The following is a 20042-nucleotide window of genomic DNA, read 5'->3' as shown; positions in this document are numbered from 1 at the left end:
TTACTGGGCGGTGGCGGGCGGCGTGCTCGCCGCCCGCCCGGCAGGCAAAGAGTTCGAGCGCCGCTACAAAGCACGCTTTCATCAAGACGTGGTGCTGCTGGGGCCGCAGTTCTACGACGGCGTGATGCTGGTGGCCGCGGCCATGAAACAGGCGGGCTCGGTGGAGCCGGCCAAATACCTGCCCAAGCTGGCTGCTATCCGCTATAGCGGCGTGACGGCGGACTTCGCTTTCGCGCCCAACGGCAATCTGTTGAAAGCGCCGGTGACGCTGTCCACGGTGAAAAACAATGGCTGGACCGTGGAAACGGTGGTCCGCTGAACGCGACGGTTTAAAACGAAATTTTCCCCTGCGTACTCCTCAGCCCCTGGGCCGGCGCTCTGCATGCAGAGGCCGGTCTCTTTTTTACTCAACGGTTTGGCTTGGCGTAAGGCGAATGGAGTTGGCGCTGCGGTTGCGCGGCGACCCATCGCAGGATGGACGTTTTCAAGCTTTAGCCTGAAAGACAGACGGGGGGCGGAGCATGGGATGCGGGGCGCTGACAATGTGATGGCTCGGCGCCAGGTTCGCATGGGTGAGCGGGAAAGAAGCGAATCCCCCGCGTGGCCGATGCGCGCGGAGGATTCGCCGTCAAATCAATGGGTTTTTCTCTTCTTCGCAGCCTGGGCGCCGGCCGCTCGTTGGGATTTCACCAGCAGGAAGTTGGAGTAGTTGTCGATCGCGCCGCTGGCGCCGCCATCCTGTATGCCCGCGTCGCTCATCATCGTGTAGTAGGCGTCCGGGCGCGCCAGGGCAGCGAACATGAAGCCGCTGCGCAGGTAGTTGGTTTCGCCGCCGTGCTTGCTGGTGTTGTCGCTGCTGCCGTCCACGCGGCCGGAGTAGTCGCGGTCGCCTAGGCGCATCACGTCGAACACGGTGTCGCCGAACGGTGCCATCTGCTTGGCGGTCAGGCCATAGCGTCCGGACAGGAACAGGCGGTAGAAGCCTGATACGTCCATGCTGCCGTGGTTGCTGTCCTCGCCGCCGGTGGCTGGAATCGCATAGGCCCAGTTGTAGGCCGGCTTGCCAGCCTGGTCCGTGTAGCGGGTGAGGCCGGACTGGAAGAACCAATCAAGGTTGCTTTTGACGATCGCATCGTAGCGCGTGACGCGGCCTGGGTCGTCCTGCAGCAACTCATGGGCTTGGGCCAGGTTCATGAAGCCGTAGTCGAACATCATCTGCTGGTTCCATGGCACCGGCTTGCCGCCTTGGTATGGCGAGTTGCCGGCGAAATACATATGGCCGTCTTCCATCGTCAGCAGCGATTTCAGAATGTGCTGGTCAACGGTTTTGTCGGCTTCGGCAAGATAGGTCTTGGCGCGTTGCAGATAGGTGGCGCCGAAATGGTAGCGATCGCCGCCGCCCACTTTCTGGTTGTATAGCGCGGGGGTCTTCAGAATCTGGCGGGCGCAACTGGCGAGATGGCCGACTGGATCGCCCTGTTCGCCGCCGGTCTGGATCGGGTATTTGTCCGGCGTGTTCGGCCATACCGGGTCGATGCGGCCCGTCCAGATCATGCGCTGGCCGGCAGGGGCGGGCAGCATGTCGTTGCGCTGCGACAGCAGGGTGTCGCAGTAGTCGGTCATTTTGTCGATGATTTCCTTGCGCGGAGCGATATCGTAAACCTGGGACAGCGCCTTCATCGCCTGGCCATCGCTGCCCTGGCTCCACATTTCTCCGGACTCGGAGGCGATGGGTTGCATGCCCTGGATGAAGCCGATGAAGGATTGAATTTCATTGCCGGTGACGGGGCCGTCCAGGCTGTCCACCGTCATGGGCGCGGCTTGCGCGCCGGCGTATGCGGCGCCGAGGCAAAGCGCCAGGGTCAGTTCACGGGTGTATTTTACTTTCATATGGCATTCCGTCTTGGCGAGTCAGAGATCTCCCGCGCGGGTTTGAGCGGGAGGCAATTAGCAAAACGGAACGATGGCCAGGCGGGTTTACTGGATAACGAAGTTAAACAAAATTTAATATTCCGCCAGAAAAACTACGTGGCATTGTTGCGAATCAGCTCGCGCCCATGCGCGATCAGGTGATGGGCGATGGAGATCGGCGAGGGCAGCGTGGGCAGCGCGTCGATGTCAAACCAGCCGGCATCCTCGATTTCGCCTTCCTGGGGGCGGATGTCTCCGCCGTCGTATTCCGCGGTGAAGGCCAGCATCAGCGAGTGAGGGAAAGGCCAGGACTGGGAGAAGGCGTAGCGCAGGTTTTTCACTTTGATGCCCACTTCCTCCCAGGTTTCGCGGTGCACGCAGTCTTCCAGCGTTTCGCCGGGTTCGACGAAGCCGGCCAGCGCGCTGTACATGCCGGGCGTGAAATGCGGGCTGCGGGCCAGCAGCAGTTCGCGGCCGCGGCGGACCAGCACCATCATGGCGGGAGAGATGCGGGGGTAGTAGACCTGGCCGCAACTGGGACAGTGCCGGCCCAGCTGGTCGCTGTTTACCGCCAGCGGCGTGGCGCAATGGCCGCAGAAGCGGTGGCTGTGAAAGAACTGGCGCAGTTGGGCGGCGCGGGCGGCCGCCTGCACCTGGGCCGCGGGCATCGCCATCAGCGCCGGCCGCAGGGGCAGCCAGTCTCCCGCTTGCGGCGGCGCTTCGCCGACCAGATCCGCCATGAACAGATTGCAGCCCTCGTGGATGCCGAGAAAGCGCTGGCCGGTCAGCGCGCAGCCGGCAGGCGGATGCGCCGGCAGCTGCTGATCCTGCAGCCAGAGCAGGCCGCCGTTGAAGACGCACCAGCGCGCGGGCAGTTCCGGCGCCGGCTGTTGCGGGAGTTCGAAAGGCATAAAGGGGCGATCCGATGGTAATCGCTCAGTTTACGCCGACTCCAGGCTCGGCGTACATCCAGTGCTCGCTCTGGCGCCGCACCACTTCGCTCAGCGAACCGCTCTGCTCGAATACCTGGCGCAGCCAGCGGCTGTCGCTGTGGCATTTCAGTGCCCGTTGGCGCAGCGCCGCCAGCTGGCGCTGGCTGCCCAGCGCCTCGGCGTGCGGCTCCAGCGCGCGCAGCGTGTCCAGCAGGTCTTCCTGCAGCCCCTGCTGGCTCTTGGCGCGGGCGTCCACCATCACGCCGTCGAAGCCGAATCGGCAGGCCTGGAAGCGGTTGTAGCTATAGGTGAGGTAGGGCTCGGAGCAGATGTCGTCCCAGCCCTCCTCGAAGCAGCGCCGCGCCAGCATTTGGGCGTAGGCGGCCAGCAGCACCGGGGTTTCGATGGAGAGCGGGGTGTCGCAGATGCGGATTTCCACGGTGCCGTATTCCGGCTTGGGGCGGATGTCCCAATAGAAGTCCTTCATGCTGGCGACGATGCCCAGCGCCTCCATCCGTTCGAAGTAGTCGTTGAACGCGCTCCAGCTGTCCACCACCGGCATGCAGCCGGACAGCGGAAAGGCGTTGACGCTGGTCAGCCGCGAAGTCTGGAACGAGGTGTCCACGCCCTGGTAGAAGGGCGACGACGCCGACAGCGCGATGAAATGCGGAATGTAGCGGGCCAGGTAGTGGGTGAGCCGCACCGCGGCGTCGCCGTCCGGACAGCCGATGTGGATGTGCTGGCCGTAGACGGTGAACTGCTTGGCCAGGTAGCCGTACAGCTCGGACACCAGGTGGTAGCGCTCCTTGGGGTAGATGCGCTGGTCTTCCCAGTGCTGGAAGGGATGGGCGCCGCCGCCGGCCAGGCCCAGGTTCAGCTTGTGGGCGCTGTCCACCAGCAGCTTGCGGATGGCGAGCAGCTCTTCCAGCATCGCGTTGACGTCGCTATGGACGGCGGTGCCGATTTCTATCATGCCCTGGGTGATCTCGGGCTTGATGTCGAAGCCGTGCGGCTTGCGGTTGATCTGCAGCAGCAGATCGTCGGAGCCGCGGGTGAGATTGTAGTCGCGGCGGTTCAGTATCATCAGCTCCAGCTCCACGCCCAGAGTGAGCGGCTGGCTTTGGTTGAATTCAAGCATGGCTGGCTCCTGCGGTTTCGCCGGCCAGGCGCAAGGCCAGCCGGGTGAGGACGGGGGCGACGATCTCGTTGATCAGCAATGCGGCCATCAGCGCCGCGCTGAAGCTGGTGGCGGCTTCGCCCAGCGACACGATGCCCAGGCCCAGCAGCAGCGCGGAGCCGCTGTTCATCGGGCTGAGCGCCAGCCCCAGCCAGGCGCCCTGCTGGCGGGAGAGGCCGTTGCCGCGCGCGGCCAGCCACCACACCAGCATGCCGATGCCGCTGCGCAGGATCAGGCACAGCAGCGCCAGCTGCCAGTGCGAGGCCAGCGCCTGCGGCGACAGGTGGGCGCCGGCGGAAACGAAGAAGGCGACGGTGAAAACATGGCTCAGCGACAGGATGCCGGGCTCGCTGACGGTGTAGCCGTGGCGCAGCGTGCGGGTGCTCATGCCGGCCACCAGCAGCGCCAGCAGGGCCAGCAGCTGCAGCATGTCGGCGGCGCCGACCAGGAGCGCGATCAGGCCGAACAGCAGCACGCGCTGCGCCTCGCGCTGATGGCCGCCCAGCCAGCGGTTGAGCTGGGTGGTGACCAGGCCGGCGACCAGGCCCAGCGCCACCGAGCCCAGGATCAGCCAGCCCGGCATCAGGATGCCGTCCTCCACGCTGTGGTCGGCGGAAAGATGGGTGTAGGACAGCGCCAGCGCGAAGCCGGCCATCGCCAGCAGGCTGGACAGCGCGGTGGCGGTCAGCAGCCGCTCGCTGACCTGGCCGTCGGCGCGCGATTCGCGCACGATCTCCAGCACCACGATGGGCGAGGTGGCCATGCCCAGCGCCGCCAGCATCAGGCTGGCCGGCGCGCCGAAGCCGTTGCCGTTCAGCAGCGCGAACAGCGCGCCGAACACCAGCAGGCAGTAGAGCAGGGTGGTGGCGAGCAGGGTTTTCTCCACCCGCAGCCAGCGCAGGTCCACGCGGCGGCCGGCTTCGAACAGCGCGATGCCCAGCGCCAGCTGCACGAACAGCGAGGCTTCGTTCAGCAATTGCTGGTTGAGCAGGTTGAGATTGTAGGGGCCGATGATGAGGCCGGTAACGATGTAGCCGGTGATGGCGGGCAGGCGCGCGACGCGCACCGCGATCTGGCCGCCTATCACGCCCAGCGCCAGCAGGATGCCGAACGCGGCCAGCGGGTTCAGCATCAGATTGTGCCAGAGAGGGAGGGTCATTATGGTTTCTCCTGTATTGCGGGGCGGGGCATTGAATTGCTCCTTCCCCGCCCTAAGGTATCAATGACTGACGCGATTCCGAGCCAAGAGTTCATGCTATTAGACTGGATGCGCCGCCTGGGCGGCAAACGGATACCGGCCGCCTTGCTGTCGCGGTTGCGGGACGAGGCGGGCGGCATGCCGCTGCTGGTCGGCTTGTCGGCCGAAGAAACAGACCGTCTGGTCAGGCTGGCCGGCGAACTGCTGCTGGCCAAGACCATCACCGGCCTGGAAGACATGGAAGTGGACGACGCCATGCGCTGCCGGTTGGCGCTGCAACTGGCGCTGCCGGGCATGAACCTGGGCATGCGCGCCTATGAAAACTGGCGCGAGGCGATACTGTACCCGGCCCCGTTCGTGGCGCGCAACCGCTGGCAGGATGGGATAGGGCTCACCCACGAGGGCGAGCAGGTGCTGATCGGCCAGGCCCACTACCAGGGACCGCTGGTGTTTTCCTGGCCGGACGTCAACGAATCGCCGCTGCTGGACGGCTGGAACGTGGTGATCCACGAGACGGCTCACCAGTTCGACATGCTGGACGGCCCGGCCAACGGCGCGCCGCCTTTGCACAAGGGCATGGACCGCGCCGCGTGGAGCCGGGCCTGGAACCAGGCCTACCGGCAGTTCTGCCGCGAGGTGGACCACGGGGTGGAGGGCTGGCTGGACCCATACGCCAGCGAAAACCCGGCGGAATTCTTCGCCGTGCTCAGCGAGGCCTTCTTCGAAATCCCGCATCTGGCGCGGCGGGATTATCCTGAGCTGTACCGGCTGCTGAGCCAGTTCTATCGCCAGGACCCGGCGGCCAGGCTGCCGCCGGTGGACGAGGAGAGCGTGATGCCGGTTCAGCCTTCCTGAGCCAGCGCCGCCGAGCCGGTTTTCTTGCCGGCGAGCAGCAGGTAGCAGCCGACCAGCAGGCCGATCAGGCATTGCAGCATCAGGTAGTAGGCCGGCGCCAGCGCGTCGTACTTCAGCCAGATGGACAGCAGGATGGGCGTGAGGCCGCCGGCGAAGGCGTAGGCGACGTTATACGAGAAGGACAGGCCGGAGAAACGCACTTGCGGCGGGAAGGCGCGCACCATCACCAGCGGCACCGCGCCGACGATGCCCACGCTGAAGCCCAGCAGCGGATACAGCGTGTACAGCTGGCCGGCGTGCGCCGCCATCGACGAATAGAAGGCATAGCTGCTGGCGGCCAGCAGCAGGCTGCCGCCGAGGAAGGTGGGGCCGCTGCCCAGGCGGTCGCTGGACACGCCGGCCACCAGGCAGCCCAGCGTCAGCGCGACGATGGCCAGGCTGTTGGCGCGCAGCGTGTCCACCGCCGGCAGGCCGAACTGCTTCTGCAGATAGGCCGGCGCCATCAGGATGGCGACGACGATGGAGATGGCCAGGAACCAGGTGACGAACATCGACAGCGCGACGGCGGCCTTGTGCTTCTTCAGCACGGTTTTCAGCGGCAGCTCCTCGGACAGGGCCTTGCGCGCCTGCATCTCGGCGAATACCGGCGTTTCGTGCAGCCATTGGCGCAGCTGCATCGCCACCAGGCCGAACACGCCGCCCGCCAGGAAGGGCACGCGCCACGCCCAGTCGGCGATCTGCTGCGGGCTGAAGGCCAGGTTGATCGCGGTGGCGATCAGCGAGCCCAGCAGGATGCCTATGGTCAGGCCGGAGGTGATCACGCTGCAGGCGAAGCCGGTATGGCGCGCGGGCGCGTGCTCGGCGACGAACACCCAGGCGCCCGGCACCTCGCCGCCTATCGCCGCGCCCTGCAGGATGCGCATCGCCAGCAGCAGCAGCGGCGCGGCCATGCCGATATCGTGATAGGTGGGCAGCATGCCCATGGCCAGCGTCGGCAGCGCCATCAGCACGATGCTCAGCGTGAACATGCGCTTGCGGCCCATCAGGTCGCCGAAGTGCGCCATCACGATGCCGCCCAGCGGGCGCGCCAGATAGCCGGCGGCGAAGATGCCGAAGGTTTGCAGCTGGCTCAGCCAGTCCGGCATGGACGGCGGGAAGAACAGCTTGCCCAGCACCACGGCGAAAAACACGAAGATGATGAAGTCGTAGAACTCGAGCGCGCCGCCCAGCGCGGCCAGGAACAGCGTCTTGCAGTCCTGCCGGTTCAATGGGCGGTGCGGTGCGAGGGAGCGGGTGTCCATGCGGCGATTTCCTTTGTCTTGGTATGGTTATGCATCGACCGTATGGCTGTTGAATGTAAGGTCGTGCCGAGCAGATTAAATGACGGCGGCGATGTCTGACAATAAGACTCGTTCGCGCCGCGGGGTGGCTCAGGCGAGGCTTGCATTCGGCCATGCTAGACTCGGGCCGTCGCGTATCGAATCATGGAGGCGCCGATGCTGGAGTTCATCGGCAGGATGCTGCTGGGCGCGCTGGATTTTGTCCTGGATCTCTACCTGATACGCGTGATCCGGCGGGGAAGGGGCCATCCGCCGCGTCCGAAGGCGGAGGATGCCGCCAACCTGGCGCTATGGGAGTGGCTGATCCTCCCCATCTACGGCTTGGCGGCGGTGCTGGCCGGCTTCCTGATGCGCGCGGCGGGCGCTCCCGTCTTCCTGTGCGTGGCGATACCCGGCATCGCGGCGCTGGTCTGCGCGTTGAGGTCTTTCAGGAAACGGATGGATCTCTAAGCCAGCCCCTGTCGAGGCTGCGGCTATCCCGCGGCGGCTGGCGGATTTAATCCGGATTGTCTTTGCCCTGCGGAAAGGTCTTTGAGCTGGCGGCGTATTGTTTGGTCACTTCGGCATGGGCCATCAGCCTGGATGGCTTCAGGATGGGGCCCGCCGCCGCGTATAGCCGGTCCGGATCGGGGCCGTACAGGTACAAAAAGCCGTCATTGCCGTCCAGGTGCAGTTCGGTTTCGCCCAGTTCGCCGGCCTTGGCGCGTTTGATCGCGCTGGCGAGCTTGCGCTCCAGCGCGCGGATTCTGCCGAGGTCTTGCGGGTAATAGTCGAAGCGGACGGTGATGGCCGGCTCCGGCAGTGTCTGCGTCGGCGGCGCGGCAGCGGCGCCAGCGCAAAAGGCGAGAAACAGGCAGGCGAGAGGCCCTCTTTTGCCGATATCGCTCATGCACGGCTCCCGAGAGAAAGATGAAGCGCAATGATACGGGCTGGCTGGGCCCATGTAGCGGGGCGACGGCGTGGCCGGCCAGTGCCGCCGCGCGGCTTTCTCATTTCACGGCCCCGTCCATTCCCCGCATGAAGTAGCGCTGGCATAGCGCGAATACCGCCAGCACCGGCAGGATGGTCAGCACCGCGCCGGCGGCGACCATCCGGGTGGAGGTGGCGAACGCGCCTTTCAGGTAGAGCACGCCGACCGACAGCGGATACAGATCCGGCGTCTTCAGCACCACGCTGGGCCAGACGTAGACGTTCCACGACCACACCAGCGTGAAGATGCCCAAGGTGGCGAGGTAGGGCAAGGACAGCGGCAGGCAGATGCGCCGGAACACCTGCCAGTCGCTGGCGCCGTCCATCCGCGCGGCGTCGACGATCTCGTCCGGAATCTCCTCGAACGCGTGCTTCATCAGATAGATGCCGAAAGCGCCGGCGATGGACGGCAGCACCACGCCCAGCCGGCTGTCGTCCAGGCCCAGCCGGCTGATGGTGACATAGTTGCTGATGAAGTTGATCTCGCTGGGCAAGAGCAAGGTGGCGATGATGGCGTAGAACACCGCCTGCCGGCCGCGGAAGCGCAGCTTGGCCAGCGGAAACGCGGCCAGCGCCGACACCGCCAGCGTGCCCAGCGTGGTCAGGCCGGAAATCCACAGCGAATTCCAGAAGAAGCGTCCCAGCGGGATGGCGTCCCACACCGCGGCGAAGTGCCGCCAGCCGGCGTCCTTCGGCCACAGCGGCGGCGGGAAGTCGAACACCTGCTCGCCGTCGCCGACGGCGATGCCCAGCGTCCACAGAAAGGGATAGACGCAGGCGAAGGACAGCGCGAGCAGCAGCAGGTAGTCGGGCAGCCGGCGCAGCAGCTTGCGCGGCGCGGCGCGGTTCAGGGCGATGGCGGTCATGTCGTCCTCAGCGGTGATCGGCGCGGATCAGCTTGAAATTCAGCCAGGCCAGCAGCAGGCAGACCAGGGTCAGCACCAGGCCGGCGGCGCTGCCGCGGCCGAAATCCAGCTGGTTGAAGCCTTGATGGAAGGCGTAGTAGAGCGTGGTGTAGGTGGAGTTCATCGGCGCGCCGCGCGTCATCACCAGCACCTCCTCGAAAGCCTTGATCGCGTCCAGCGTGGAGATCAGGCTGCAGAACAGGATGGTGGGCTTGAGCATGGGCAGGGTGATGCGCCAGAAGCGCTGCCAGGCATTGGCGCCGTCAAGCCGCGCGGCCTCCTGCATCTCGGCCGGAATCGCCTGCAGGCCGGCGAGATACAACACCATGTAATAGCCGATGCCGCGCCAGAAGGTGACGAACATCACCGAATACAGCGCCAGGTCCTCGTCGCTGAGAAAACCGACATCGTGTTCCTGCGCCACCCATCCCAGCCAATGCAGCGCGCCGTTGAGCACGCCGTAATCGGCGTACATCCAGTTCCACATGATGCCCACCACCGACACCGTGGTGATCACCGGCAGGTAGAAGGCGGCGCGGAACCACTTGATGCCTGGCAGCGCCCGGTTCACCAGCACCGCCAGCGCGATGCCGGCCAGCTGGATGGCCGGCACCACCAGCAGGTAGCGCAGCGAGTTGCCCAGCGCCTGGATGAACACCGGGTCGTCCAGCAGGTAGCGGAAGTTGTCCAGGCCTGCCCATTGGGGCGGCGAGACCAGATCGTAGCGGGTGAAGGCGACATAGCTGCCGAACAGCAGCGGCCAGAAGGTGAACACGCCCATCAGCAGCAGGGCGGGGGACAGGAACAGCCAGGCGTTGCGGGTGGAAGTCGGCGTCATGCTTGCGGTCCGGCTTGGCCTTCGAAAGAAAAAGCGCCCCTGCCGGAAGACGCGGCGAGGGGCCGAGGAGGGAAGCGGTTTATTTCAGCCGGCGGTTCCAGAAGGCGACGGCGTCGTCCAGCGCCTGCTGCGCGTCCTTCTTGCCGGTGACCGCGGCTTCCACGTTGTCGACCAGATTCTTTTTCAGATCGCCGACATTGGGCACGCCGGTCAGCACCAGGGTGCGGATGTTGAGCGCCACCTTGGCGCCCGCGATGCGCGAGCTCTCTATCGCGCCGCCGCCGGCCGAGGTCTTGACGAAATAACTGTCGGCCAACGCCTGGCGGGTGGACGGGAAGGTGGCGCCGGTCACTTTGGCGAAGGCCAGCTGCTGGGCGTCGCCGGTCAGAAACCTGGCGAACTTGACCGCCTCCTGCTGGGTGCGAGCCGGCAGGCCCTTGGCTACCGACCAGCTGAACAGATAGCCGCCCTGGGCGATCTTGGTCGGCCCCAGCGGCGCCGGCTGCACCACGGTGGCGGCGTAGATGTTGCGCGCGTCGCTCTGAGTGCGCTGGGCCGAGGTCGGCGCGGTTTCCATCATCGCCAGCCGGCCGCTGTTGTACAGCTTGATGCTGGCCTGGTAGTTGTCGTCGGCGAACAGATTGTCCCTGGCCAGCGCGCCGGCCTTGTAGGCGTCGGCCAGCTTGCGGATCAGCGCGACATGCGCGGGGCTGTTGAACACGGCCTTGCCGTTCTGGATCAGCGGCAGGCCCTGGCCCAGCATGATGCCGTCTATCTGGCCCAGTTGCGGCAGCAGGCCGGGCACGCCGGTCTTGGCCTTGATGATCTTGGCCAGGCGTAGCTCGTCGTCCAGGCTGGCGATCGGCTGTTTCGGGTCCAGGTCGGCTTTCTTGAACAGCTCGCCGTTGATCACCAGCACATTGATGTTGTTGTACCACGGCAGGCCGTACAGCTTGCCGCCGAAGCTGAGGTCGGCCAGCGCGTTGGGCAGATAGGCGGCCTTGTCCGCGCCCAGGGCCGCATTCAGCGGGATCAGCGTGCCTTTTTGCGCGTATTTGAACAGGCGCGGCACGTCGTGGTTGACCAGCGCCGGCGGCCGGCCGGCGGCGATGGCGGCGTTGAGCTTGGTTTCGAAGTTGTCGTTGAACACGTCCACCCATTGCACTTCCACGTCGGGATGGTGCGCCTCGTAGGTTTTCTTGACGTTGGCGAAGTAGCCGTCGAAGGTGGGCTTCAGCGAGTCGGTCCAGAATTCCAGCCTGATTTTCTCGGCATGGGCGGACAGGCAGTAGGCCAGCAGCGCGAATGCGGCCAAGGCGGGGCGGAACGGTCTCATCGTCTTCTCCTTATTGTTGGGGGGGCGAGCGTTGCAGCAGTAGCAAGGCGCCTTGGGCGGAGTCGCCGCGTGGCGCGACCAGGCGCTGGCGGAAACCCGGCGGCAGCCAGTCGTGCAGCGCCTGGCCCAATCCGCCGCACAGCGCCACCGGCAGTTCGTCCCGCGGATCCAGCGCGCGGGCGATGGCCCAGGCGTCTTCTCCGGCCTGGCGCAGCAGCGCGTCGGCCTCCGGGTCGACGCGGGCGGCGCTCAGCGCCAGCGGCGCCAGCCGGGCGAACTGGGACGGCGTGGCGCGGCCGTTCCAGTGCATCATCGCCTGCCAGTCGCCGCCGACGAATTCCAGCACCGCGCGCGTCAGCGGGCTGTGGCTGCGGCGGCCGTCCAGCGCCATTTGGGTGAGCTGGGCGGCGCGCTGGCCCAGCCAGGCTCCGCTGGCTTCGTCGCCGCTGGGATAGCCCCAGCCGCCCACCTCGCGGTGGCTGCCGTCGGAATACAGTGCTTCGCCTATGCTGCCGGTGCCCAGCGCGACGATGATACCGGGCTGGCCGCCGTGCGCCCCCAGCAGGGTGGTGTAGCCGTCGGTGGCCAGGCGGAGCTCGGCGAAGTCCGGCGCCTGCGCCTTGAATTCGCTCGCCCACTGCTTGTTGTGGACGCCAGACAGACCCAGGCCCAGCGCGCATTCCTGGACGGGCGGCACAGGAAGGCCGGCCTGCTCGAAAGCGTCGTTCAGGGTGGCGCGCACGGTTTGCCAGGCTTTGCCGATGCCCAGTGACAGCGCCGACGCGCCGCCTTCCGATTGGGCCAGCGGGGAGCCGTCGGCCGCGTTCAGGCGGATGCGGGTGCCGGTGCCGCCGCCATCCACCCCTATCAGGTATCGGATGCTTGGATTCATCGCTTGCCGGGCATGCGGCCCGCCTCGTTCTGATAATGACATTTGAATTTTCATCAGTAAAGCATTCGAAATTTATTTCGTCAACTTGATTTATTTAAATGGCTTGCCATGACAATGGCTTGTTTGGACGGTGCGTCGCCGTCATACTTCCGCTTCATGAGAAAAACATCATCAGCCGCCGAGCCGCGCACGGTATCGGGCACCAATCTGGAATACGCCCGCTCGCATAACCGCCGCGCGGTGCTGGAAACCGTGCGCCTGAACGGCCAGTTGACCCGGGCCGATCTGGCCCGGCTGACCGCGCTGACGCCGCAGACGGTGTCCAATATCGCCGCCGAGCTGCTGGACGCGGGCATGCTGCTGGCCGGCCAGCCTTTACGCGAGGGGGCGCGCGGACAGCCCGCCATTCCGCTTACCCTCAATCCGGACGGCGCCTACGCGGTAGGGGTGCAGCTGGATCACCAGATGCTGGTGGCTTTGGCGCTGGATTTGTCGGGCCGGGTGAGGGCCCGGCTCGAGGCGCCGGTGAAGCGCCCATCGCCGGGCGAAGCGCTGCCGTTGATCTCGGATCAGCTGCAGCGGCTGCGGCGAGAGTCCGGTCTGGACTGGGGGCGTTTGTTGGGCTTGGGCCTGGTGATGCCGGGGCCGTTCGGCGTGGAGGGCATGACCTCGGTGGGGGCGACCACGTTGCCGGGATGGGAAGGCGTGGACGCGGCGGCGCTGGAACGGGCGCTGGGCCTGCCGGTGCTGCTGGAGAAGGACGCCACCGCCGCGGCGATAGGCGAGCGGCTGTACGGAATGGCCAGCGAGCTGCGCAATTTCGTTTACCTGTTCGTCGGCGCCGGGCTGGGGGCCGGCCTGTTTCTGGATGGCCGGTTGTACACCGGCGGCAGGCGCAACGCCGGCGAAGTGGGGCACATGATGGTGGTGCCGGAGGGGCGGCGCTGCGATTGCGGCAATCGCGGCTGCCTGGAGCGCTATGTGTCGCTGCAGGCGTTGTACGAGGAGCTGGGCATCGCCGGCAGCCCGCTGGCCACGCCGGAGCACTTGGCCGTTAGGGGGATGGACGCCGCCGGAGAGCGCTGGTTGGACGCGGCGGCCGGGCCGCTGCGGCAGGCGATCAATATCCTGGAATCCATGCTGGACATCGACGCGGTGGTGCTGGGCGGATTGCTGCCGCCAGTCTGGCAAGAGGCCTTGATGGCGCGGCTGCATCCCTTGCCGCTGTCGGTGCGCAGCAGCAGCGGAGAGCGCGTGCGGCAGGGCAGCGCCGGCCGCGACGTGGTGGCGCTGGGCGCGGCGGCCTTGCTGGTGTTCGACGAATTCAATCCGCAATACGAGGTGCTGCTGAAGGGCGGCCGGCGCTGAGCGCGAGGAATCAGACTGGAGGGCGACGATGGCGATGCGGTTCCTGTTCAATCATCTGGGTTTCGAGCGCAAGGCGGCCAAGCCGGTATTGCTGCAAGCGGAAGCCGGCGCGGCGGTGGATAGCGCGGCGGTGCTGGATTCCGACGGCAAGGTGGTGATGCGCGCGCCCTTGCGGGCGCAGGGCGGCGTGAGCGGCTGGGGCGACGATCGCTATTGGCGCGCCGATCTCGACCAACTGACTAAGCCCGGGCGCTACCAACTGTGGCTGGAAGGCACCGCGCCGCCGTTGGTGTCGGCGCCGTTCGAGGTGGCGGATGGCCTGTACGGTCCGGCGCTGTTGTCGGATCTGGTGTTTTATTTCAAATCGCAGCGTTGCAGCGGCCTGTACGATCAGGCCGACCGCGCGGCGCCGGAAGAGGGCGGCGATGCGCGGCGCGACGCGCACGGCGGGTGGTTCGACGCCTCGGGCGACTGCTCCAAGTACTTGAGCCATCTATCCTATGCCAATTATCTGAACCCCCAGCAGACGCCGCTGCTGGTGTGGAGCCTGACTCAGACGCGGCAAGCCTTGCCACGGCAGGGCAAGTGGTTCGACGAACGGCTGGCGGACGAGGCGCTGCACGGCGCCGATTTCCTGCTGCGGATGCAGCACGAGTCGGGTTTCTTCTACCAGACCCTGTTCGACGGCTGGAGCAAGGACGAGGACAGACGCAGCCTGTGCGCCTATTCCACCCAGCAGGGTGTTCGGTCTTCGGCTTTCCAGGCGGGCTGGCGCCAGGGCGGCGGCATGGCGGTGGCGGCGCTGGCGGCGGCGTCGACGCTGCCGCGCGGCGGCGAAAACGAGCGGGCCGCATATCTGGCGGCCGCGCGGCAGGGGTTCGCCCATCTGCGGGAGCATGGCCGCGATTATCTGCCGGACGGTGAGGAAAATCTGATCGACGACTACTGCGCGCTGCTGGCCGCCTGCGAACTGTACGCGGCCTGCGGCGACCGCGATTACGCCGATGCGGCGGCGGAGCGCGCGGCGGGCTTGCTGGCCCGGCAGCACCGTGACGGCTGGTTCTGGCTGGACGGCCGACAAAGCCGCAGCTTCTGCCACGCGTCCGACGCCGGCCTGCCTTATATGGCGCTGGCGCGCTATCTGGACGCGCTGCCCGACGGGCGTTGCGCCGAGTCCGCCGAGCGGGGATGGAAGCTGGGGCTGCAAGGCGAGCTTGACCGCAGCGCGGCGGGCAACCCTTTCGGTTATCCGCGGCAATGGGTGAGGCAGGCCGGCGAGATCGAAGGCGCGCGTTTTTTCATGCCGCAGCGCAATGCCAGCGGCTATTGGTGGCAGGGCGAGAACGCGCGGCTGGGCTCGCTGGCGGCCGCGGCCTGGCGCGGCGCCGCGCGCTGGCCCGAACTGGCCGGCAGCCTGGATGCCTACGCGCAGTCGGCTGTGGACTGGGTTTTGGGCCGCAACCCTTTCGATATGTGCATGTGGCAGGGGCATGGGCGAAACAACCCGCGTTACGAGCCGGGCTACTACAACGCGCCGGGCGGAGTCTGCAACGGCGTCACCGCCGAGCCGGGAAGGAGCGACGGCATCGCCTTTCTGTTGCCGGAGGAAACCGACATCAGCCAGTCATGGCGCTGGAGCGAGCAGTGGCTGCCGCATGGCGCCTGGCTGATGCTGGCTTTGGCGCGGCGGCAGGCGGTAGGCGGGGAGTAGGGCTATTGACATCAATCAAATTTTTTGCTTGTTTTTTTGATATCAATGTCATTTTTTCTTGGTTTGCTTCACGATAGACGGCGCGGCGAGGAGGCCACTGGCATCGATCGCCGCGATGACAACAGGAAAGGAACCGTGATGAAGTCCAAGATACTGCTTGCCCTGGCGGCAGGCGCGGCTTTGGCAGGAGCCAGTCCCTCCGTTCTGGCCGATTCGAATCAGGATTGCGATACGCGCTTCGCGATCATAGGACCGGGGTTCAACCAGTTGAACACCAACGCCACCATCAACTACATCGGCGCGGTGTCGCCCAACCGGCTGTTGATCGCAGGCAACGTCAACGGCTACAAGGTCACTGGTTACATGGACTTGGTGGGTTTCACCGCCAGCGGATCCTGGGGCGACGAGGCGGGCGCGGCGGGCAGCGGCGGCGGCATCACTTCGATCGAAGTGCGAGACAAGGTGATGATCGTGTCCGGACAGGTCAGGCAAGGCGGGCCGTGGGGGCCCATCGGCTACCGGACTTCCCAGATCCAGTTCTCGGGCGACGTGTCGTTCTCCGGAGGCAGCGCCGGCAGTTCCGGCATCTCCAAGATCAATTACATCATTCCCTGGCCGTCCAATGTGACGAATCCCAACAAGGGCCTGCTTCTTGGCGGGACCGTGTTCGACAATCGCGGCCTGCCCAGCGGCAGCTTCCACTCGCCGAGCGCCATGTTGTGCAAGCCGGGTGCGGCCAAGAAATAAGGCGCGGCGCGGACGCAAAAAAACGGCGGGGATTCCCGCCGTTTTTCATTTCAGGCTCAACCTTACTGCGCGTTGCTGCGCGGACCGCGGTTGCCTTGATAGCCGCCTTCGCGGCGCTGGCCTTGGTAACCGCCTTCGCGGCGATTGCCTTGATAGCCGCCACGATTGCCGCCATTGCCGCGACGATCGCCGTAACCACCCGGCTTGCCGTTGCGGCGCGGGCCGCCTTTGGACGGGCGACGGGTCGGCTCCATGCCTTCGATCACGCCTTCGGTGATGGAACGCTTCAGGTATTGCTCGATGCGGCGCACTTTGTGCGACTCTTTCGCTTCCGCCAGGGTGATGGCAGTGCCGTCGCGGCCGGCGCGGCCGGTACGGCCGATGCGGTGCACGTAGTCTTCAGCTTGCTTCGGCAGGTCGAAGTTCACCACGTGGGTGATGGTCGGCACGTCGATGCCGCGAGCGGCCACGTCGGTGGCAACCAATACCTTGATGCGGCCGCGGCGCAGGTCGTTCAGGGTGCGATTGCGCCAGCTTTGCGGCATGTCGCCGTGCAGGCAGGCGGCGGAATAGCCCTGGTCGGACAGCTTGTCGGCCAGCTCTTCGGTGTACGCCTTGGTGGCGGAGAAGATCACGCACTGGTCGAAGCCGGATTCCTTCAGGATGTGATCCAGCAGGCGATGCTTGTGGTTCAGGTCGTCCGCGTACAGCAGGTGTTCTTCGATGGTGCCGCCCGAGGTTTCGGTGCGGGCGATTTCGATGCGCTGCGGATCGCGGGTCATTTTTTCAGCCATGCGGCCGACGATGCCGTCCAGCGTGGCGGAGAACAGCACGGTCTGGCGCGATTCCGGCGTAGCCTTGACGATGGCTTCGATGTCGTCGATGAAGCCCATGTCCAGCATGCGGTCGGCTTCGTCCAGCACCAGCATTTCCAGGCGGGAGAAGTCGATGCGGCCAGAGCGCATGTGGTCCATCAGTCGGCCCGGCGTGGCCACGATCAGATCGATCGGGCGGGACAGGGCGCGAATCTGGAAGCCGAAGGAGGAGCCGCCCACCAGGCAGGCGGTCTTCATCCAGCGCAGGTCCTTGCCGTATTCCAGAGCGTTCTTTTCAACTTGCTGCGCCAGTTCGCGGGTCGGGGTCAGCACCAGCACGCGCGGGCCTTGGCCCTTGCCGGTGGAGCGTTCCGACAGCTTGGTCAGCGCCGGCAGCAGGAAAGCGGCGGTCTTGCCGCTGCCGGTTTGAGCGGAAACCAGCAGGTCGCGGCCAGCGATGGCGGCCGGGACGGCTTCAGCTTGAACCGAGGTCGGGGAGGTGTAGCCGGCAGCTTCCAGAGCGCGCAGGATGGTCGGGGCGATGCCCAGATCGGAAAAGTTCATGTATATCCTTTCAGGCCGGATGATGCCGGCGTCACTTATAGCCAGATTTCGTGGCGGTTATACGGCGCCTTTGGGCCGCAAATCATCGGCACTAACCTGGCAAGCGGCGAACAGCGGTCCAGTCGAAAGCGACATTATTGCTTGGACGAAGCCTGGAAAGGGTCAGGGACGATGAAAACACACTCGGGCAGAGGCGTGGTGTGGGTTTGCCCGGTGAAATTACAAGAGGCCGGACTGTACATTAATTACGGCCTCAAGGCAACTGTTTTCTGAAAAATGGCTGGATAAGTATTTGATTGTTTGTGTCTTGATTTGGACTGTCCGCAAAAATAGCCAGCGATCGATTCGCGGCGGCGGCGGCGGGGCTGGCGAAGCCATCCCTGCTCGCTACACTGCACTATAAGGCAGAGGGCTGGGGGCGGGCGGATGCGGATGGGGTGGAAGTTGGCGGTGTGGCTGTCGAGGAAGGCCGCCGGGGCGGGTGCCGCGCCGGTGTATGCGCTGGCGGTGCTGGCGTGCGCGCTGCCGGCGCTGCTCTTGCCGTGGTGGCTGGGGCGGGCGGACTTTGATCCGCCCGACTGGCGAGGATGGGCGCTCGGCGCGGAAGTGGGGGCGCTGGCCGCGCTGGCCGGCGCGATGGTCGCCGGCTGGCTGCGGCGCGGCGCGGGCGTGCGCAGCGCGAGCGACTGGGAAATACTGGAAGGCATACGCAACCAGGAGTTTTTCGTCCATTACCAGCCCATCGTCACCGCCGCGGGCGGAGAGTGCGTCGGCGCGGAAGTATTGGCGCGCTGGCGCCATCCGGTACAGGGCAATGTGAGGGCCGACCTGTTCATCCGGGAGGCGACCGAGGCCGGGTTGATCGTGCCGCTGACCCGCTACCTGCTTAAACGGGCGGCCGGCGAGTTGCGCCAGGTGGCCTTGCCGCCGGGTTTCATCGTCGGCGTCAATATCGCCGGCGAGCATCTTGCGATGCAGGAGCTGGCGGGCGATTGCCGCGAGATGCTGGAAATGCTGCGCGCCAAGCAGGCGGCGCTGGTGCTGGAGGTTTCGGAGCGGGCGCCATTGAGCGAGGCGTCCGGCGCGCAGGAGGTGATCCGAAGGCTCAAGCGGGAGGGCGTGAAGCTGGCGCTGGACGACTTCGGCTCCGGCTACGCCGACAAGGACTATTTGCGGCGCTGGGATTTTGATTATTTGAAGGTGGAAAAAGGCTTCGTCTCCGCATTGGGGCAGGACACGTTGCGCGGCAATGTGCTGGACGGCCTGTTGTTGTCGTCCCAGGAGTTGGGCGTGAGCGTGATCGTCAAGGGGGTGGAGACGTCGAGCCAGCAGAACTATCTGAAAGCGAATGGCTTCGAGTTGCTGCAGGGGTTTTATTTCGGCAAGCCGATGGCGCTGAACCATTTCCGGCAGTGGCTGTACTCCGGGGTCATCCAGGACCGGTCGCCGACGCGGCGAAAGGACGGCGGCCGATAGCGGCGGGGAGCGGGTTTTGTCGACGGGTTGGGGCATGGGGCCGCGTTTGCTACAATGCGGCCCTTTTTATTTCGAAGGAAGCAGTGGCATGGAATACGCCGTGCAACGCTACGCCGCCACTCGGCCCTGGGCCAAGCGAGTGGGGCAGCTGTATGCCCAGACGGTCCAGGCCGCCGAGGCGCGGGCGCAGATGAAGGATGTGATCAAGCGCGAGTTGGAGCGCGCGGCGCAAGTGTTCGAGATTCCGCAGGCCACCATCGTCTGCGAATTGGCGCTGGCCCAGGCCTGGGGCCACTTCGCGCGTCATGGGCGCGTGGTGTCCCATCTGGATGACGCGTTGGCGGCCGCCTTGGCCCACACCCGGCAACCGTCGAACCTGCCTGATACCCTGAATCTGCCCGCGGCAGCCTTCTTCCTGCATGTCCCGGGCGAGGGCGGAGCTTTCATCGCGCATCAGCCGGAGCGCCGCGCCTTGCTGTTGACCCTGGTGCGAATGGGCTTCGCGCCGGATGGCGTCAATTGGCTGCAGGCGGCGGATCAGGTCGAGCTGGCGCGGGTGGAGTACCCGGGCGAGCTGGCGCCGCAGTTGGAAAATGTGGCTGCCGATTGGCAGGGGCTGTTGTCCGCCGTGCTGAACGGTCTGGCGATGATGACCCAGCCCAAGCTGGAATTGGCCAAGGGTTGGGAGGCTTCCGCGCCGGCGGAGTGGGTGGCTGACGCCGCGCATCCCTCGTGCGTCAAGACCCGGCAGAAGGCGCGCAGCCGGTTGTTGAAGTCCGGTTTCGGCGAAGTGACCTTTTGCCGGGTGGCGGAGCTGGCCGACGGCGCCGAATATGCCAGCCAGGGTTATTGGCGCCGCCAATCCTTCGGCGCGGACAAGGCGCATTCGCGCCTGGTGTGGGTGGCGCCGCGTTGAGGACGGGCGCCTTGCGCCGAACGCGCTGATCTGAAGAGGCGAAACGCCCGGCGATGCCGGGCGTTTCTTTTTTTGACGCCGATTGCTTGGGC

The 20042-nt window shown here is 65.9% G+C and carries 19 protein-coding genes; 8 read left to right on the top strand and 11 right to left on the bottom strand.

The window, feature by feature from the left end:
* On the top strand, positions 1–319 hold a 319-nt coding region (locus ACY3GB_RS04550), incomplete at its 5' end, for an ABC transporter substrate-binding protein (protein WP_463087703.1).
* A 314-nt stretch (positions 320–633) separates the two neighbouring features.
* Here ACY3GB_RS04550 and ACY3GB_RS04545 read toward each other — a convergent pair.
* From ACY3GB_RS04545 to ACY3GB_RS04530, 4 genes are all read right to left on the bottom strand, one after another.
* Positions 634–1890, bottom strand: a complete 1257-nt coding sequence (locus ACY3GB_RS04545) for a hypothetical protein (RefSeq protein ID WP_463087702.1) — start codon at positions 1888–1890, stop codon at positions 634–636.
* Positions 1891–2024: 134 nt separating this feature from the next.
* A complete protein-coding gene (gene nudC / locus ACY3GB_RS04540; RefSeq protein ID WP_463087701.1) occupies positions 2025–2822 on the bottom strand; it encodes an NAD(+) diphosphatase in 798 nt (265 codons plus the stop codon).
* Positions 2823–2847: 25 nt separating this feature from the next.
* Entirely contained in the window at positions 2848–3981 is a 1134-nt protein-coding gene (locus ACY3GB_RS04535; RefSeq protein WP_463087700.1) for a YbdK family carboxylate-amine ligase, read from the bottom strand.
* Positions 3974–5179 carry a cation:proton antiporter gene (locus tag ACY3GB_RS04530; RefSeq protein WP_463087699.1) on the bottom strand — a complete coding sequence of 402 codons (1206 nt, stop codon included), beginning with the start codon at positions 5177–5179 and terminating at the stop codon, positions 3974–3976. Before ACY3GB_RS04530 ends, ACY3GB_RS04535 begins: the two co-directional genes overlap by 8 nt.
* A gap of 93 nt (positions 5180–5272) precedes the next feature.
* On the opposite strand from ACY3GB_RS04530, the gene ACY3GB_RS04525 reads away from it, so the two are divergent.
* Positions 5273–6073 carry a M90 family metallopeptidase gene (locus ACY3GB_RS04525; RefSeq protein ID WP_463087698.1) on the top strand — a complete coding sequence of 267 codons (801 nt, stop codon included), beginning with the start codon at positions 5273–5275 and terminating at the stop codon, positions 6071–6073.
* Here the strand turns inward: ACY3GB_RS04525 and ACY3GB_RS04520 are convergent.
* Positions 6061–7374, bottom strand: coding sequence for an MFS transporter (locus tag ACY3GB_RS04520; RefSeq protein ID WP_463087697.1), 1314 nt, complete (start codon positions 7372–7374; stop codon positions 6061–6063). The genes ACY3GB_RS04525 and ACY3GB_RS04520 overlap by 13 nt on opposite strands.
* A 195-nt stretch (positions 7375–7569) precedes the next feature.
* Here ACY3GB_RS04520 and ACY3GB_RS04515 point away from each other — a divergent pair, with 195 nt between their 5' ends.
* Positions 7570–7863, top strand: a complete 294-nt coding sequence (locus ACY3GB_RS04515) for a hypothetical protein (protein ID WP_463087696.1) — start codon at positions 7570–7572, stop codon at positions 7861–7863.
* A gap of 46 nt (positions 7864–7909) precedes the next feature.
* On the opposite strand, the gene ACY3GB_RS04510 is transcribed toward ACY3GB_RS04515, so the two are convergent.
* The 5 genes from ACY3GB_RS04510 to ACY3GB_RS04490 form a co-directional block, all read right to left on the bottom strand.
* Positions 7910–8302, bottom strand: a complete 393-nt coding sequence (locus ACY3GB_RS04510) for a hypothetical protein (RefSeq protein ID WP_463087695.1) — start codon at positions 8300–8302, stop codon at positions 7910–7912.
* Positions 8303–8402: 100 nt separating this feature from the next.
* Positions 8403–9248, bottom strand: a complete 846-nt coding sequence (locus ACY3GB_RS04505) for a carbohydrate ABC transporter permease (protein WP_104947456.1) — start codon at positions 9246–9248, stop codon at positions 8403–8405.
* 7 nt (positions 9249–9255) lie between these two features.
* Entirely contained in the window at positions 9256–10125 is an 870-nt protein-coding gene (locus tag ACY3GB_RS04500; RefSeq protein WP_463087694.1) for a carbohydrate ABC transporter permease, read from the bottom strand.
* 79 nt (positions 10126–10204) lie between these two features.
* Positions 10205–11461 carry an ABC transporter substrate-binding protein gene (locus ACY3GB_RS04495; RefSeq protein WP_463087693.1) on the bottom strand — a complete coding sequence of 419 codons (1257 nt, stop codon included), beginning with the start codon at positions 11459–11461 and terminating at the stop codon, positions 10205–10207.
* A gap of 10 nt (positions 11462–11471) precedes the next feature.
* Positions 11472–12353, bottom strand: coding sequence for a glucosamine kinase nucleotide-binding domain-containing protein (locus tag ACY3GB_RS04490; RefSeq protein ID WP_463087692.1), 882 nt, complete (start codon positions 12351–12353; stop codon positions 11472–11474).
* A gap of 156 nt (positions 12354–12509) precedes the next feature.
* Between ACY3GB_RS04490 and ACY3GB_RS04485 the strand changes: the two genes are divergently transcribed.
* The 3 genes from ACY3GB_RS04485 to ACY3GB_RS04475 all read left to right on the top strand — a co-directional run bounded on the left by ACY3GB_RS04485 (position 12510) and on the right by ACY3GB_RS04475 (position 16179).
* Positions 12510–13721: an ROK family transcriptional regulator gene (locus ACY3GB_RS04485; protein WP_463087691.1), complete on the top strand. Its 1212-nt coding sequence runs from the start codon at positions 12510–12512 to the stop codon at positions 13719–13721.
* 28 nt (positions 13722–13749) lie between these two features.
* Complete coding sequence (locus tag ACY3GB_RS04480) at positions 13750–15432, top strand: glycoside hydrolase family 9 protein (RefSeq protein ID WP_463087690.1); 1683 nt, start codon at positions 13750–13752, stop codon at positions 15430–15432.
* Between the two features lie 138 nt (positions 15433–15570).
* A complete protein-coding gene (locus tag ACY3GB_RS04475) occupies positions 15571–16179 on the top strand; it encodes a hypothetical protein (protein ID WP_463087689.1) in 609 nt (202 codons plus the stop codon).
* Positions 16180–16241: 62 nt separating this feature from the next.
* On the opposite strand, the gene ACY3GB_RS04470 is transcribed toward ACY3GB_RS04475, so the two are convergent.
* A complete protein-coding gene (locus tag ACY3GB_RS04470) occupies positions 16242–17558 on the bottom strand; it encodes a DEAD/DEAH box helicase (RefSeq protein WP_463087688.1) in 1317 nt (438 codons plus the stop codon).
* A 432-nt stretch (positions 17559–17990) separates the two neighbouring features.
* Here ACY3GB_RS04470 and ACY3GB_RS04465 point away from each other — a divergent pair, with 432 nt between their 5' ends.
* Together ACY3GB_RS04465 and ACY3GB_RS04460 are read left to right on the top strand one after the other, a co-directional pair.
* The gene (locus ACY3GB_RS04465; protein ID WP_463087687.1) at positions 17991–19034 is read left to right on the top strand and encodes an EAL domain-containing protein; all 1044 of its coding nucleotides are present in this window, start codon (positions 17991–17993) and stop codon (positions 19032–19034) included.
* Positions 19035–19122: 88 nt separating this feature from the next.
* A complete protein-coding gene (locus ACY3GB_RS04460) occupies positions 19123–19950 on the top strand; it encodes a hypothetical protein (protein ID WP_463087686.1) in 828 nt (275 codons plus the stop codon).
* The last annotated feature ends 92 nt before the right edge of the window (positions 19951–20042 follow it).

The organism is Chromobacterium sp. Ag138, assembly GCF_055181315.1.
The sequence above is the reverse complement of the archived record's forward strand: the minus strand, read 5'-3'. Positions and strand labels throughout refer to the sequence as shown.